Source organism: Micromonospora sp. NPDC005172, from assembly GCF_040608555.1.
GTDB lineage: Bacteria > Actinomycetota > Actinomycetes > Mycobacteriales > Micromonosporaceae > Micromonospora.
Genome location: NZ_JBEXIL010000001.1, coordinates 56,946 through 73,868, shown reverse-complemented (window position 1 = coordinate 73,868; position 16,923 = coordinate 56,946). Strand labels below are relative to the sequence as shown.

Annotated in this window: 3 protein-coding genes and 1 pseudogene; 3 read left to right on the top strand and 1 reads right to left on the bottom strand. The window is 74.4% G+C overall.

Annotated features, from left to right (window positions below; all coding sequences use genetic code 11):
* Positions 1 to 257, bottom strand: a pseudogene (locus ABZV06_RS00245) (hypothetical protein); the annotation flags it as partial.
* Positions 258 to 333: 76 nt separating this feature from the next.
* Here ABZV06_RS00245 and ABZV06_RS00240 point away from each other — a divergent pair.
* From ABZV06_RS00240 to ABZV06_RS00230, 3 genes are read left to right on the top strand one after another with little or no spacing between them, the layout of a single operon-like run.
* Positions 334 to 13,854, top strand: coding sequence for a hypothetical protein (locus ABZV06_RS00240; RefSeq protein WP_355617328.1), 13,521 nt, complete (start codon positions 334 to 336; stop codon positions 13,852 to 13,854).
* Complete coding sequence (locus ABZV06_RS00235; RefSeq protein ID WP_355617325.1) at positions 13,851 to 14,264, top strand: hypothetical protein; 414 nt, start codon at positions 13,851 to 13,853, stop codon at positions 14,262 to 14,264. Before ABZV06_RS00240 ends, ABZV06_RS00235 begins: the two co-directional genes overlap by 4 nt.
* A gap of 12 nt (positions 14,265 to 14,276) precedes the next feature.
* Positions 14,277 to 16,913: a LuxR C-terminal-related transcriptional regulator gene (locus tag ABZV06_RS00230; RefSeq protein ID WP_355617322.1), complete on the top strand. Its 2,637-nt coding sequence runs from the start codon at positions 14,277 to 14,279 to the stop codon at positions 16,911 to 16,913.
* Positions 16,914 to 16,923: the final 10 nt, after the last annotated feature.

The window sequence follows — 16,923 nt, the reverse complement described above, 5'->3', positions numbered from 1 at the left end:
ACGCCAGGTCCGACCGTGGGGCCGTCCCCGACCGTGTCGCCGGGTCCCACCGCGACGCCGAACCCCACCCCGACGCCGAGTTCGACCGCGACGCCGAACCCCACCGCGACGCCAGGCCCGACCGCGACGCCGAACCCCACGTCGACGGCGACGTCAGCCGCGACGCCGGCTCCGACCGCGTCGCCGTCCCCGACGGTCACGCCGCCGACCGCCGTCGGGGACGCCCCGGCGGGCAAGCCAGTGCCGGTCGTCTCCACCCCTGATCCCGCGACGGGTTCCCGGCAGCACCCGCCCACCACCGGCCTGAGCGTGACGCCGCACGTCATCGGGTCCGTGCCGACGGCACCCGCGTCGAACAGTGGCGGTGGTGACGTGGGCGGTGTCGTCTTCGGGTACGCGGTGCCGCGTCCGACCGAGCGTCCCCGTACCGACGGGGAACCGAACCCGACGTCGTCGCCCGCGCCCGACGAGTCGAGCAGCGCCGCACCGGCTGCCGCCGACGTCGCGGGCGCGGTGTCCGTCGACCGCAGCGGCTGGATCCCGGTCGGCGATCCGATCACCGTGGACCAGATGCGGGAACGCTATCCGTACCTGGACCGGGTCAATCCGCTCCGGTCGCTGCTGAACTGCGTGTTCGCGGCGATCGTCACCGATCTGCTGGTGCGCGTCGGTGGGCGGGACCGGTTCGAGGCGCCCGCGTCCGTGGTCACCGAGGTGGGGGTGCTGAGCTTCTACGCGGGACGGCCCCTGCAGGAGGCCGACGGCTACCAGGCCGTCGTCGACGCGATGCGCGCCGCACCGGTGGGCTCGCGCGGCGTCCTGGTCGTCAACGACGCCCCGGGCTCGGTGGCGCACTCGGTGAACGTGGTGCGTGACGAGCACGGGGTGTTCCTCCTCGACGGTCAGACGAACGCGCCGGCGACCGTACCGCCCGCGCCGTCGCGGGTCCGCTTCGTCGCCACCACGGCGGACGTGCCGACACCTGCCGTACCGGCGGATCCGGCGCAAGCGACGGAGCCGGACCTCGCCGGATCGGACCACGCCGCGCTGTTCGGCCTGCAACCGCTCGGCGGCCGGCCGCGCGACCTCGTCGCCGCGGTGCTCGCGGCTGTGGGCCGCGCCGAGGAGCCGGCGCCGGTGGCGCAGCGTTGGGGTACGACCGATCCCGGCCGTATCGCCAACGGCCTCGGGCTCCGGCTCGTCGTGGTCGGCGAGGACGGCGCACTGCGGGCGTACGGCGATGCCGGCCGACCCGAGGCGTTCGTCGCGCGCAGTGGTGGGGGCTATCTGGCGTTGACTCCGACCGCCGGCCGCGAGCCGGAGTTGCCGGGCGACGGGGACGTCGAGGCGATCGGACAGCCACGGGGACTGACCGGCCGAGACGGTGCGGAGCCGGTACGCGCGGTGGCGTCGGAGCTGCTCGACGCCCACGACGGCGGCCTCGGCCGGTACCGCTGGACGCTCGACGGTCACCAGGTGAACCTGAGCGCGCTGCTGACGCTGCCCTCGGTGCACCGTCAGCTGCCCCGGCTGCTCGCCGACGACGCGCTGGTTCTGCGGTCGGACCGGACCGGTCCCCGGGCGCATCGCTTCGAGCTGCGGCTGACCGGTCGTCGCGCGGACACCTACGACCTCGGCGTCGACCACCTCACCAGCCGGGTCGACGTCACCGTGACCCTGCGCCGCATCGGCCAGGTACGCGGCAGCACCACCCGCGAGTGGCCGCGGACGGTGGCGCTCACCGAGGAGTTCACGCGCACGGTTCCGCTGCTGCTGCCGATGCCACCGTCCGGGATGCCGGAGCCGACCGGAGTTCCGTTCCCGGTCACGCCCGCCCAGCTGAGCGTCGGCGCGGTGACTGTCGGCGCGGCGCGTACCCCGTCGGGTCGGATCCGGGCCGGCGCGTTCACGGACGCCGTACCCCTCGGGTTCGTGCAGTTCGCCGACGGCTACCGCCTGGTGGTCCGGGCCGTCGGCGGCGAAGGGCCGGTGGAGCTGCTGCTCGACGTCACCGCCGTCGCCGAGTTGCGGGACCACTTCGCCGGGCCGGGTCTGGCCGGCCTCGCGTCGTACGAACGCCCACCGGGGTACGCCGAGCCGACGCGCAGCCTCGGCCCGGCACCGGAAGGGGTCGACAGCGACCGGTGGGCCGCGCTGAACGACGACCCGTCCGTGGACCTGGACCGTCCCCGGTGGGACGCGCTCACCGCGCTCGCCCCGGACGTGCCCGCCGCGCGGCTGCTCAGTTGGATCGGGGCGGTCGGCCGCGCGCCCGGCGATCTCACCGCCCTGGCCGACCGGATCGGCGTCGCCCCACGAGCGTTGCTGACGCTCGCCGTCGACCTCGGCGTCGACCCGCGGGCGTTGACCGTGTTCGCCAGCCGCCTCGTGCGGCTCGACGGGGTCACCGTGCCGGAGTTGCGCAGCAGTCTCGACCCGTTCGGTCGGATCACCGATGACGACGTGGTGGCGATCGCGGACGTCGCCGGCCGACTCGACCTCGCCGCCGACGCCCTCCCGACGCTCCTCGACTTCGTTCGCTATGCGGTGCCGTTCGACCTGCTCACCGCGCTGCCGGACACCCTGCTCGCCGAGGCGGTGGCGGTGGCTCGGCTGCGGCACGACATCGACACCCGGCCCGACCGGGCCGCCGACGCGCTCGGCCTCGACGACCGTGACCAGGTCGAGGACCTGGCGATGGAGCTGGGCGTGCTGCCCGGCCACCTGGCGGTGATCGCGCCGGAGGTCCGCGACGCCGTGCTGCCGGACCTGGACGTGCCCGGTTCGAGCAGGGCGCCGGTGGCCGGACGGGCCGAGGCCGTTCGCGCGAATCTGCGCCGCAGCGGCTACCTGCCGCACGACAACGCCGCCGGCCTCACCCGTCAACTGACCCTGGCCGGCCGGCTCGGCTTCCACCCCGGCCAGCTCTCCTTCCTGTTGCCGTCGCCGCACATCGTGCTGCTGGCCCACGAGTTCCTCGCCGACGTGCCGTTGCAACGGGTCGAGCTCACCCTGCGGCTGCTCGCCGAGGACCTGACCGGCCCGTCCGAGGCCCTGCTGACCGGTCTGCCGCGCACCACCGAGGTCAGCGACGCCGAGCTGACCGCGTGGACGGGTTCGCTGACCAGCCTGGATGTCGTCGCCCAGGATCTCCGGGACGCCGCCCGACCGCTGCTCGACCGGCCGTGGGGCGATCTGCGCGGGGCGACCGCGCTGGGTTACCGGGTCGGGTCGTCGGCGCTGAACCGCTTCGTCGACGTCGCCCGGGTCGCGGTGGCCAGCGGCCGACTGCCGGTGGATCTGCTCCGCATCGCGCACCGGATGACCCTGTCGGCGGACACCCTGCTGGTCGCGGCCGGTGTCATCGGCACCGACCCGCGCTACCTGCACCCGTTCACCGCGCCGCTGCTGCGCAGTGAGCTGCCCGTGTCCGACCCGGACTACCAGAACGTGGTGGAGGTCGCCGCGCTGCTGCGGACGTACGCGGCCCGTCGCTCGCCGCTGTACGACGAGGCGTTGCGCGTACCGTGGATGTTCCGGCAGGCGGCGCGGGGCGTCATCGGGGCGTGGGGCGCGGCGGTGACCCCGGCGGTCCTGACCACGGCTCTGGGCCAGTTGGGGCGCGCGGAGGTGCCCGAGTCCCACACCGACGTGCTGCGCGACCGGGGTGACCGGCTCCGCGAGGCGACGCAGCGGTTCGTTGCGGACCTGCCCGCCGACCGGATCGGCCGTCTCGGTAATCTCGGCGGCCGTCTGCGGCGCTGGGCGGGAGGATTGCGGCAGCTCACCGGCATGCATGCGGCCGTCGCCGCGGCGGCCACCGCCAATCGGGATCCGCTGCGCAACGCCGTGGTGGCGCGCGACCGGTTGGAACGCGAGATCATCCAGCTTCTGGATGCCTCGGCGGGGCCGGCGCCGGAACTGCGAGCGGCGTGGGAGGACAGGGACCAGGCGTTGCGGAACCTCACCCTGGAACCGCAGGACCGCCTCGCCCGTACCCTGCCCGGGCTCTACCTCGCGGTGCTCACCGCCGACGCCCGGTACGCCCGGCTGCTCTCCGCGGCCGTCGCCGCGAACCTGCGGCAGCGTCCCGAGCTTCGGGAACCGGACGGCACGCCGCACCCGGCCGCCACCGACCTCGCCGGCGCGGTCGAGGCGGTGGGGAGGGCGTTCGAGGAGACCCTGCACGACCAGCCGTTCTTCCAGCGGCCGGACGACCTCAGCGCCCTGGAACTGGACGAACGTCTCGCCAACGCGCTGCCGGACACGCACGGCAGCGCCGTAACCGGTCAGCGCTCCGGTGAGGCGTGGCTGGGGACGTACTGGTCTCGGCGCTTCGCCGACCCCCGGTTCGATCCGTACACCTTCGCGCTCGACCACGAGGCGCGGCCGTGGCTCGACCACCGGGCGGTCCTGGCGCTCGCCCGGGCCGCCGGTCAACCACCCTGGACCATCCACCAGCTGGTCGCCGACGACCTGGAGCGGACGCCGGTCGAGCTGCTGGACCCGGCCAGCCGGCACGGTATCCCCCTCGATCGCCTGCTGGACTACACCGCTCGCTGGTTCCTCGATCCGGCCGTCTTCGGGCTGCTCGACCGGGCGGCGCTTGCCGACGACGACCGGCACGCGGAGTACGCCACGCAGCTCGAGGAGCACCTGGACGCCCGGGGCAGCGCCGTACGGCAGTTCGTGCTGGCCCGCGCGACGCAGGGCCGGTTTGCCGGTCCGCCGGCGGACACCCTGCTGTTCGACGATCCGACGGCCGTGGTGCTGAGCATGGGTCTGCCCCGCGCCTGGGGCACGGGGGACCCGGTCTCACCCGAGACGCTTATCGAGTTCGGCGAGCTCCAGGTGTCGCTGATCGGCCTGATGGACGTCCAGGAGTCGTCCATCAGGTTGGGTGCCGAACTCGGCGTGCCGGCGATGTGGGTGGCCCTGGTCGGCACACGGGTCGGCCGGGTGCCACTGGACGTCGCGGCGCACGCGGCGCGGCTCGGGGTGGTGGACCCGTTGCTGCTCTTCGCGCTGGTCGCCGAACTCGGCGTCGACCCCGCCGTGTTCACCTCGGCCGACGGGCTGCGCGCGCTCAACGATCCGGCGCCCCCGCAGGACCGGTACGCGCCGGTGCACGCCCTGCTGGCGGACCCGGTGACCGGCCCGCGACTCGCCACGGCGTGGACCCGGCCAGGGGCGCGGGTGAACCCGACACCGGGCGGTGGCCGACCACCCCGGCCGTTGATCGAGTCGCTGTGGCAGATCTACCGGACCACCGACCGTGTACCCACCGATCTCCTGCGGGTGGCGGCCAGCGCGTACCTGCACCCGGCGGTGCTCGCCGACATCGCCGCCGACCTGGGGATTGATCCGCGCACGGTGTCGGCGCTGGTGCAGTCCCTGCCGGACCCCCCGCAGCAGGAAACGGCATCCACCGCGCCTCGCGCGCCGCGTGTCGACCGAGCCGCCCGGGTACGCGACGTGGCGGTCCAGTGGGTGGACCGGCTCCAGCGGCGCTGGTCGGTGGCCGAGGACGACATCGCCTCGCTGTTCCACTTCCTCCGGGGTGAGGGGCACACCCTCACGGTCCTCGACGACGGGTCGGCCGCCCAGGTCGCGGACCTGCTGACACAATGGCGGGCGGAGCGCGCCGCCCGGCAGGGACGCCCGGCGATCACCACACCGGCGAACTCGCTCGACCTCGACGAGGTCATCAACTCCGCGGACGCCGGCCCCGGCGTCCGGCCCACCGAGATCGAGGACCCGCCCGGTCTGCTGGACCTGCTGCGGGCCATCCCGGGCGTCGAGGTCACCGACTTCGCCGACACCGCGCAGGCGGACGCGGCGGCGGCGCAGTGGCAGGCGGACGTGGCGGCGCAGTGGCAGGCGGCCGCGGACCGGGCCGACGACTCATCCGAGACCGACACCGAAACCGACACGGACAGCACCGTGGACGCGCTGACGCCCGCGCGCCGATCTCCCACCGAGCCGGGAGCGATCGGCGACCCCGAGACCCCGGGCCGCCCCCGGCTGCCGGCCGGCGATCTCGTCGGGCGGGCGCTGCCCGCTCTGGGTCGTGTCGGTGGCCGGAACCCGGAGCGGCTGCGTCAGTGGGTGGCCGCGGTCGAGCCGGACCGGTCCGGCGACGAGGTGACGCTGAGCGAGACCGACTGCGTGGTGCGGGCGTACGCGGCGTTCGTCGCCCTGCACGGTCGAAGCGCGAACGTGGTCGACAACCGGGCCGCCGCCGCGCCGCAGTCGATGACCGTCCGGGACCTCCAGGATCTGCTGGACGGGTCGTTGACCCGGTTGACGGACTGGCCCGCGCTTGTCGACGGGCTGCGTGGCGCTCCCGGCGCGCTGGCGCTCATCCACCTTCCCGCGAACGATCTGGTGCTCGCGCCGGACGCCGGTCCGGCCCGCGGTCACGTCTTCTGGCTGTGGTCCGACGACCGGACCGGGACGCCGACGCTGCGGGTGATCGACACACAACGCGCAGGCCTGCTCGCCGACGAGGCGTTCGCCGGGACGCCGAGCAGTCGGTGGGAGCGGGCGCTGACCGGGTACGGCGTCCGCGCCCTGATGCTCGACGCGGATGGCCGTCCCCGGCCGCTGCCGACGCCGGACGCTGCCGGCCGGCCGCCGACACAGTCGACGCCCGAGGCGACCGGGCGGCCGTCGACCCAGCCGGTGCCGGACCGGTCCGACCTGGACGCGGTGACCCTGGCGTCGCGCTCGCCCGCCGAGCCGGGCGTGCTGGGCCTCTCCGGTCAACGGCACGGCACCGGTTCGGACGCCGTCGCCGCCGCCCTGACCCTGCCCGGTCGGGCCACCGGCCGTGACCCGGACCGGTTGCGTGAGTGGGTGCGCACCGTCGAGGCGCAACGCCCCCAGACGGTGTTGCAGCACGACGTGGCTCGCGCGTACGGGGCGTTCGTCGCGATGCACGGCCGGGCGGCGAACGTGGTGGACAGCCGCAGGTCCCCGGACGTCGTCCGGCTCACCCTGCCCGAACTCCAGCAGCTGCTCGGCGGCAGGGCGGGTCCCCTCAACGACGTACCGGGCATGCTCGCCGCGTTGCGCGGCGCGCCCGGCGCGATGGCCCTGGTGCACGTGCCCGACCGTGACCGCGTCTTCTGGCTCTGGTCGGACGACACCGGCGACGCCCCGATCGTGCGGGTCGTCGATCCCACCCACCCCGGGCTGTTGGACCGGCCCACGCCCCGGGTCCTCGAGCAGATGCTGCGCACGCCCGGCGTCACCGTCCTGGGGCTCAACGCGGACGGACAGCCCGGCGGCCAGGGCCCGGCCGACACGTTGCCGCCGCCCACGGCTGCGACGCAGGGGCCGACCGTGCCCTGGTATCTCGAGGACGGCGCGCTCGGCCAGTTCACCGTGTTGGCCGCCGGGCGACCGGCGAGCGCCCGCGTCGGCTCCGCCGCGCAGCTCGCGAGGGGCCTCGCGGCCGGCCTGCCCGTCCTCCCCGGCGTGCCGACCCGCCACGCGGAGGCGATCCGGGTCGAGATACGGCGGGAGATCGCCCGGGCGCTGACCGCGCCGGAGCGCGGCACCGGTCCGGCCGACGCCGCCTACGAGCAGTACCTCGAACACTGGGACGAGCGGCTGACCAGCGGCATCCACCTCAGTGTCGGCGACCGCCTGGTGTGGATCCTGCCGGTGCCCAGGGTGGCCCGTCCCGCGCCGCCCGCACCCGAGCAGGACGCCAAGGTCTACAAGGTCAGCTTCGGCTCGACGTCCCGGGGTTGGACCAGAGACAGTGAGCGACCGAGCGGCGGCATCTTCAGCCCGGACACCGCGCTCGGCGGCATCAGCCAGTACCTGACCCGGGTGATCTTCCAACTGCCGGACATCACGTTCGGAAGCAACCGCGAGCACGGCAGCTCCGACGGGCGAAAGGTGCTCGCCGGCCGCCAGATGTTCGTCGCCGACACCACCCCGTTCCAGGCCGGACTGGCCTTCAAGGTGTACGTCGACGGCCGGCTCTGGACCACCACGCGAACCCTGCCCGCGCACGAGAACCTGCTGCTCATCCAGTTCCCCACGCCGTACACCGACCCCGCGAACGGGCAGTACCGCCCGGCCCGCGCCGCCGCTTCCGTCGACGGCTCACGACCCCGCACCTCGTACGCCGACCGGGTGTTCAACGCCCTTGCCACCGAACAGTTGATCACCAGCTGGCACCGGGCCCTGCGGGAGAGCCTCGACGCGGACGCGGCCGCCGACTTCGCCCGACAGGGCGTGGCGCAACTGCTCAACGAGCGGACCGCGCTCAACCGCAACCGACGCCTGCTGCACGGCTCGGACCGCGCCACCGGCCTGCACCACGGCAGCACGACCATGTCGCTGCACCTGATGCTCCAGCCGATGAGCCTGCAGCACCTCGGTGACACGCCGGACGTGGCGGTCCGCGACGACCTCGGCGTCATCGCGGAGTCCGGCACCAGCGCCGACGGCAGCCGGCACGTCGCGGTCGCCGGCGAGGTCGCGTCGTACGGCATCAGTCACATCGCCCGTGCGTTGCCCACGCCGGGTGGGAAGTTGCCCAAGGACAACAGGTTGCAGGGCACTGTCAGCGGTGAGCTGGGCGGCAGCGTCGGCCGCGACGCGGGCGTCGAACTCGGCGAGAGCGTGCTCAACCACACGGTGTTCAAGCGCACCGACGCGCAGACCCGGTACCGCCAGCAGTTCGAGGCGGTCCTGGTGACCCGGCTCAGCTCCGGCGAGGTCCGACCGGTGGTGCTGCTCGGCCTGCCCGGCGAGGTGGCCGTCTGGCAGGACCAGCGCGGCGCGTACGAGCAGGCCCTGCTCGGCGCACCCGCACATGGTCCGATCGTGGCGGTGCCACCGGCGCCTCGGCGTATCGGCCGGCTGGTCAGCGAGGAGGAGATCCGCGACCGCCTCGGGCCGCGCGCCGTCGAGGTTCTCACCGGCGGCCGGGTCGTGGACCCGAAGACCCGCCGGTTGATGCCGAGGGTCGAGACGCCGCAGCTGCGGGGCCGCTACCCGGCGACAGCCGTGCCCGGCGAACCCCTGGCCCTGGCCACCCGGCGCGGCCTGGGCCCGAGCGCGCCCCTGTCGCTGCCCGGTGCCGAGGTGGTGCTCGACACCGCCACCCAAGGGCTGCTCGCCCTGTCGCAGCGCGACGAGCTGCCCGTCGACGTCATCGAGGACCTGGAGATCCACATCGGTCGCGACGCCATGGAGGCGGACCCGAGCCGGTTCCAGACGGGCGACCCGTTCCAGGTGACCATCGGCGGCGTCCCGTACGACGTGCTCGTCATCGCCTACCTGGAGGAGTTGCGCGACACGAGCGCCTATCCGATGGACGTCAACCTGCGCGCCCTGCAGGGCAGCTCGGTGGAGGGCTCGGTCGGCACCTCCCACGGCATGGGCGGTGGCGTCGGCGGTGGTCTGCTCGTCCCGCTGCCGCTCGAGGAGTGGAAACTTCAGCTCGGGCGGGCCGAGCTGCAGGGCGAGTGGGAGTGGTCCCGCTCCGACGCGTACGACGGGGCGGTCAAGCACTACCGGCGCACCGAGACGACGGGGGGCGTGACCGAATTCCGCTATCGGGTGATCTACGAGGTCGTGTTGCGTCAGGGGACGCAGCCACGGGTCACGTACCTCATCGGCGACGACCCGAGAGACCCGAACGATCCGAACAACCCCGACGAGCCGGACGTCACCGCGCTGCGGACCGTGCTGCCCGACGAGCACCGGTTGGACCGGACGGTCACACCACGCGAGCAGGACCTGGCGGGCCGGGTGACCGACGTGACCTTCCGGGAGTGGGACCGGGCCAACCCCATCCCGTACGAGGACGAGTCCGCGGCCGGGGTGTTCCCCTTCCTGCCCGGGCTGCCCGAGGTCGCCGCTCGGGCCGCGCACGCGTACGCGCAGATCAACAACCTGGATCGACGATGGTTCAATGAACCGCTGAACTGGCCGCGGCCGCTGTGGGGCGTGGGCATCGCCAGCCAGGCCGCCGGGCACCTCGCCGAGATGACCGACCGCTACGGCTGGCTCGTCGCGCTGCCCGACGAGGGCGGGCACCACCAGGCGGTACGGGTGCAGATGCGGGCGTTCAACCCCGAGCAGACCCGGCCGCCCTCGGACGTCGAGATCGAGCACTACCAGCAGTTCAGCGCCGGGCACAAGTGGTCGCACGACGCCGGCAGGAGCGCCGGGATCAGCATCTCCACCGGTCCGGTCTTCCCTCTCGGCGGTTCCGGCACGGTCGACGATCCGACCGACCGGGTCGCCCCGTCCGACCCGACCCGCCGGCAGGTTGGCGGCGTCGGCGGTGGTGGCGGACCGTTGCCCGGTGGTGACACCGCGGGCGAGGGCGGTCTCGGTCGCCTCGCCTTCGGTCCGTCCGGTGGCTACCGGTGGTCCCGTGAGGACGGCGTGTCCGACGAGTCCGGTTACATCGACATCACCCGGGCCACCTACGGTGGGCTCACCCAGCACCACCGCAGCGACCTCGTCTTCAAGATCACTGCCGAGCGGTGGGACGGTGAGCAGGGCGAGGTCACGCGGGCCGTCCGCTACCTGCGCGTCAAGCTCGGCAAGGACTTCATCACACCGGACCGGCTCGCGGCGGCCCTCGGGCTGCCCGGCGCCACCACCGTCACGCCGTCCGAGCCGCCGGCCCGCCGCCCGTTCGATCCGGAGCCGGTCCGCGCGTGGTCCCACCCGGAACGGCTCAGCGCCCACGCCGTGCTGCCCGCCGTCACCCGCGCGCTGTCGGTCTGGAAGTTGCTGCCGCGCCGCGCCGACCCGGTCGACCTGCCGCCCACGCTCCTCGTCCGCGCGCTCACCGCCCGGCTGCGGCCCTCCGCCCTCGAAGGACAGTTCGCCACCCTGACCGGCGCGGGACTGCGGGTCTGGCAGCCGATCGTCACCGACGGAAAGATGCGCTTCCTGCTCGTCCAGGTGACCGGCGACCTCCAGGCGCCGACCCAGGACCTGCCTCGCGACGACGTCGCCCTGACCGAACGCAGCGAGGCGGTGACGGCGCACTCGACCGATACCGCCCACTCGGGCACCCTGCACGTGGGCGGTCGGACCCGCGCCCGTGGCGAGATCTCCTCGAAGGCGGACCTGGCCGGCGAGTTCCGGGCCGAGTGGCAGCGCACCACCGGCGTGGGAAGCGGCCTGGCCGACGAGACCAAGGACATCATGCGGCTCGGCATCAAGCAGTCGCACGAGTTCACCCAGCCCATCACCTTCCGGGTCGACATCGGCCTCACCAAGGAACTGCCGGTGCTGATCCAGTTCCTCGCCACCAACAGCGTCAACCTCTACCGCGCCCTGGAAGGGCTGGTCCTGCGCGACGCCGGTTCGTGGAGCCGCTGGTCGGCCGACGCGCCGGTGCTGGGCCGGGCCGGCTGGTGGGAATGGACCACCCCGATCACCGACATCACCGGCAGCGGGCGGCTCGTCGTTCCCGCGTACCTGACGATCGCGGACGTTCCCCCGGCCGCCACCGGCTTGGTGGACGGCAGTTGGGCGCCGGCCGGCCCGTCGCGGGCGGCGGCGCTGCCGGCGGTCCGGGTCGAGCGGGGACCGCATCCGGCGCCGCCAGCCCTCAACGCGACGGTGCTCGCCGATCCCACCTTCACCCCGCAGTCGTTGCGCCCGATCGCCCGCGCCGCCCACGCCTGGGCCAAGCTGGTCACCGAACCGCTGCGGACCTGGCCGGATGTCCTCGACGAGGACAATCCGCCCCGGATCGCCCGCAAGGGCCACCTCAGCTCCCTGGAACGCACCGTGGCCCACCACACCTCGGACCGCCAGCTCAACCGTCGCTTCGATGAACTGCTCGAACACCGCTACCAGGTAGGCGACACCGGCATCCGACTCGGTCTGGACCTCCGAGGCTCGTCGTTCAACGTGGACCTCGCCCCGGACGGCACCGTGCGGCCCCGCGGGTTCGCCCACAAGGGCCGCAACTACCGGCAGCGGGACACCAGACCCAGCTACGAGGTCTCCCAGAGCACCAGCTCGTCGGTGGGCGGCGGAGCGACGCTGCGGGGGACCACCGGCAACATCCGCACCGGCCCGGGCGGCTCCGGGTACGGCGGCTTCGGCGGTGGCCGCGGATACGAGGGCGAGACCAGCAACGTCGGCGAACGCAACAGCGAACGACGAGCCCAGTACCACCTCATGCGCTACGACGCGACCCTGGTGATCTATCCCCCGGGCGATCGGAACCATCGGCTGCTGATCGACCGGGACGGGGGGCTGTTCGCGGTGACGACCGTGCGGCCGGACACCACGTACCAGCCGCCGGCCCGGTTCGCGCCGACAGTCGTCGACCCCGTGCAGGGCATGGAGCTGGGCAGCCGCATCGACACCACGCTTAGGGCCCCGTTGGCGGCGCCGTCGCCGGCCAGGATGGACGAGCCGGCGTTCCGGCGAACGGTCGACGAGGTCGCCGAAGCCGGTAACGCGGCGTTCGTCCGCACCGGTCTGCTGTCGCTCGCCGAGTGCCTCGCGCTGGCCGAGCGGATGGTCACCCGGCTCTACCCGTCGGCCACGCCGGAGCTGCACGCCCTGCGTCCGAGTCGCACACGGGAGGCCGACGCCGCGACGTCCTGGCTGACCGGCCAGACCGACTGGACGCCCGTGACGAGTTGGCAGACGGTCGAGGCGGATCTGCGGGACCGGCCCGGCACGACGGCCGTCGTGCTGCTGCAACGACCGAACCAGACCGTGCACCACATGTTCCTCGCACACACCCTGGCGAGCGGCCAGGTGCTCTGGGCCGATCCGGGCCGCCCACCGGGTGAGCGGGTCTTCACGCATCCCGGGACGTTCGCGGACGCCCGGTTCGAGTCGGCCGTGGCCGCCCGGGCCCTCGTCATCGGCGCGGATGCCACCGTCGCGCCCGGTCGGACCATCCCGGAATCGGCCTCGACCGCGCGTGCCCTGGTGGACGCGCCGCTCGGCCACGACGTGCGGGGCGCCGTCCCCACCCGGGGGACCGCGCGTCCCCCGGCCGCGCCTGCGCCCTCTTCGGTCGCTCCGGCGCCCTCCTCGGTGGGCGACGGGTCACCGGGGCCGAGCGGTGACGCACCCGTGGCGCGGCCACAACCGGTCAGCGAACCCGAGCCACCCGCGCGCACGGTCGTCGACGTCGCGGCCGTACGGGCGACCCTGCGAAACCGGGCGGTTGCCGGTGACGATCCCATCCCGTACCGGACGGGTCATGTCCTGACCGGCGCGGACGCCGCCGGTCTCACGCTGACCCTGCGCACGGACGGCCCGGTGGACCTGGCCGCACTCTCCGGGCGGCTTGCCGACCCGAGCACGGTGACCATCGGGCCGGACGGCCACGGCGTGACCCTGCGCCTGTCCGACACCCGTGACACCTGGGCGGACCTGCGGGCCGTGGCCCGCCACGTCCGGTCCTCCGGTGCGCGGATCCTCTCGGGCACGGTCGACGCCCTGCTCGGTCCGGGCCAGCACAGCGCGCTCGCCGCGCTCGTGTCCGCCCACCACGCGGCCCTCGCCCGGATCGTCGGTGTCACCGAGACGACCGCCGGCGCGCTGCGCGCCGCGATCACCCGGACGGACCTCAACCTCGGCATCCTGCAGGCCCAGATCCGGCTGGTGCACGCGTTACGGGGAGCCGGTGCGGCGGACGCGCCGGCCTGGCTGGGCAACCACCACTACTGGTGGCACGACGACGAGCCGGCGGCCGTGTCGCACGAGGTACGCCGCCTGCTCGACGCCGTGGCCGCCGTCCTGCCCGACGATCCCGCGGATCTGGTCGCCCTCGCCCTGCTCGCCGACGACGTGAACCACGGACCGGCCGATCCCGTTGGTCAGTCATGACGATCCGCATGATCTCGGCCGACGGTGGCCGGCACGTGGTGGCGGAGCATCCCGCGGATCTGCTCGCCGCGTTGATCGACGGATACGCCCGCCTGCCGGCGCGGCACCGCCGCGCCGCGCGGGTCGCCCACGCACAGCGTTCCCTCACCCGCATCCGGCAGAGGCTGGTCGCCGGGTTCGGCGCGGAAGCCGTGCCGCCGGCGGTCCTCGTCGACGGGCAGCACCACGCCTCGTCGCGCGACGACGCCACGGTGATCTGGTTGGACACCGACGACGAGGAACGCTACCTACGGTCGCTGGCCGCCGTCGGGGAGATCTTCCTGACGGTGGGGGAGGGGCATCCGCGAGGGATGTCCCCCGACTTCACGGGGGCGAGCGGTGACGACGACCCGACCGCCCCCGTGCGCTGATAGGAACCGGGCATGGGGAGACGGCGTACGGCGGTGGGACGGCCGGCGGAGTGGGACGCCCTCGCCACGGCCGCACGCGAGGCCGGCGACGGCGGACGGTTCGCGCTGGTCCGTGGCGTCGCGGGTAGCGGGCGGACGGCAGTGCTGAGCGCCGCCGCCGACGCCTGGCGGTCCGCGGGCGTCGCGGTGCTGCGGTTGCCTCCGGCCGATCCGGCGGACACCCGCGTGAGCGGGTTCGAGTCGCTGCTCGACGCCGTGCGGGAACACTACGAGTCGCTGGCCGAGCCGGCCCTGGCGGCACCGGTGGCCGCCCTCGGCGCGCTGTGCGCGTCGTCGGTGGACCCGTCGCCGGGCCGGTCCGCCGTGCTGGCCCGGGAGACCGGCGCGCTCTTCTCCCTGATCGGCCGTCGCGGCCCGACCGTCCTGCTCGCCGACGATGCCGGCAACCATCCGGCCCGGGTCCTCCCGCTCGGCGCCGCCACCCGTCCGGGAGTCCTCGTCGTCGCCACCACCGAGCCGGACGCCCCGGCCGCCGGCCGACTCGACGCGGTGGCCGACGTGGTCGTCGACCTCCCACCGCTGCCCGCCCCGGCGGTACGCGAGCTGCTCGGTCGCCGGTACCGGACACCTGTCGACGACGCGTTCGCCTCGGCCCTGGCCGATGCGCTCGGTCCGCTGGCCGGGCATCCGGCGACCGTCGTGGCGACCGTCGACGCGTTACGCCACGACGGTCGGCTCACCGAGGCCGGCGGACACCTCTGCCTGCGCGACCCGTACGCGCCGATCCCCCTTCCGCCCGGCCACCCGCTGACCGTCCGCCTGCACGCGTACGGCGCCGACGCCGTACGTCTGGCCACGATGGCGTCGGTGGCCCGGTTCGGCATCGCCGACCTGCCACTGTTCGCCACGGCCACGCTCGGCGACCCCGACGGTCACGGCGCGATCCTCGACGACCTGGTGGAGGCCGGTGTGCTGGTCGCCGACCGGTCCGGCGGCATCCGGCCGCAGAGCCCCGCGCTGGCCGCCCGCCTCGTCCACGACGCCGGACCACGGGCGGTCGCCCGTCTGCACCGGGCGTGTGCCGCCGCACTGTTCCGCCGCACGGGCGCGGGTGACCGGGCGGACCGGGCCACGCTCGCCGACCACGTCACCTCGGCCGGTGCGGCCGTTCCGCCCGACCGGCGTACCGCGGTCACGCTGCTGTCCACCGCGGCTCGGGCGACCGAGCGGGAACCGGACCGCGCGGCGCACTGGTTGAGCGCCGCGCTGCGGCACTGCGACGGCGACGACTCGGCCGGCGACATCCAGGCGCGACTGCTCCGACTGCTGGTGCGGACCGGTCAGTTCACGCGGCTCACCGCCGAGGTCGAGCGGATCGCCGCCCTCGGCGTCCCCACCGTGGGCCACGCCGACCTGGCCGCCGCCGCACTGCTCGCCACCCTGCACACCGGTCGGCCGCTGTCACGGCAGGTACGGACGGCCCTGGCCGGGACGGACGCGCTGGTGGCGTTCGGCGACGCGTGGCCGGCCGGTACGCCGATCCCGGTCACCGGCGCACCGGGCGGGGACGCGTCCCTGCTGACGGCGGACGAGTTCGCCACGGTCCGGCGTGCGCTCACCGTCGGCGCGGGGGACGACCCGCTGGTACGCGCCGGCAGCCTCGGCGACCTTGCCCTGGTGCTGCGCCTGGTGGTCGGCGACAGCCGGTACGGCGTACCGGTCGACGGTCCGCTCGCGGCCTACCACCGGCTGCACGAGCACCGCGCTCGCGGCGACCTCACCGGCGTGCTCTCCGCCGCCCGGGAGGCGAACGTCACCGACCTGCCGGACCGGCTCGTGCCCCGACTGGCCCGGCTGTGGGCCGCCGAGGCGTTGGCGCTGCGCGGGCAGAGCGAGGCAGCCGCCGAGTGGCTGCGGTCGGTGCCGGCCGAGCCGCCGTACGCCGCCCTGCGCTGGTGGGTCTCCAACGGTCCCGGGTGGGCGCCACGCGACGCGGCGGACGTACGGGAGCGGCTCGCCGCCGGCTGGCGGACCCACGAGGCGCACCTGTCGTACGGCAGCGTGCTCGGCGTCGAGCAGCTGCTCGTCCGGATCGCGGAGCTCGGTGCCCGGTACGCCCCCGCCACGGCGGGCCTCCGGCTGCCGGCACCACACACGACGGATGGCCCACGGCTCACCACCGAGGCTCAATCGTTGATCCACGCCCTCGTCGAGCGGGACGCCCCGGCAGCCGAGCGGAGCGTCGAGCAGACCCGCACGCGCGGCCACCGCCTCGACCTGTGGCACGCCACCCTGGCGCTCGGCCACACCGCCGAGGACGCCGGACCGTGGCTACGCCAGGCGTACGAGGTGGCCCGGACGCTGGACGCGGCGCCGGCACGGACGGTGGTCGCCACCGCGATGCGCCGACGGGGCGTGGCGCCGCCGCAGACCCGGGGCGCCCGACCCGTGTTCAGCGCGACCGAGCTACAGATCATCGAGCTGCTGCGCAGCGGGCGCACGAACCGGCAGATCGCCGCTCGCCTGCGCCTCAGCGAGAAGACCGTCGAGAACCACCTGACCCGACTGTTCGCCCGCACCGGCCTGCGTTCGCGCGTGGAGTTGGCCGCGGCGAGCCTGGACAGGGACGTTCTCGGTGCGGTGTCCTGACCGGCCGACG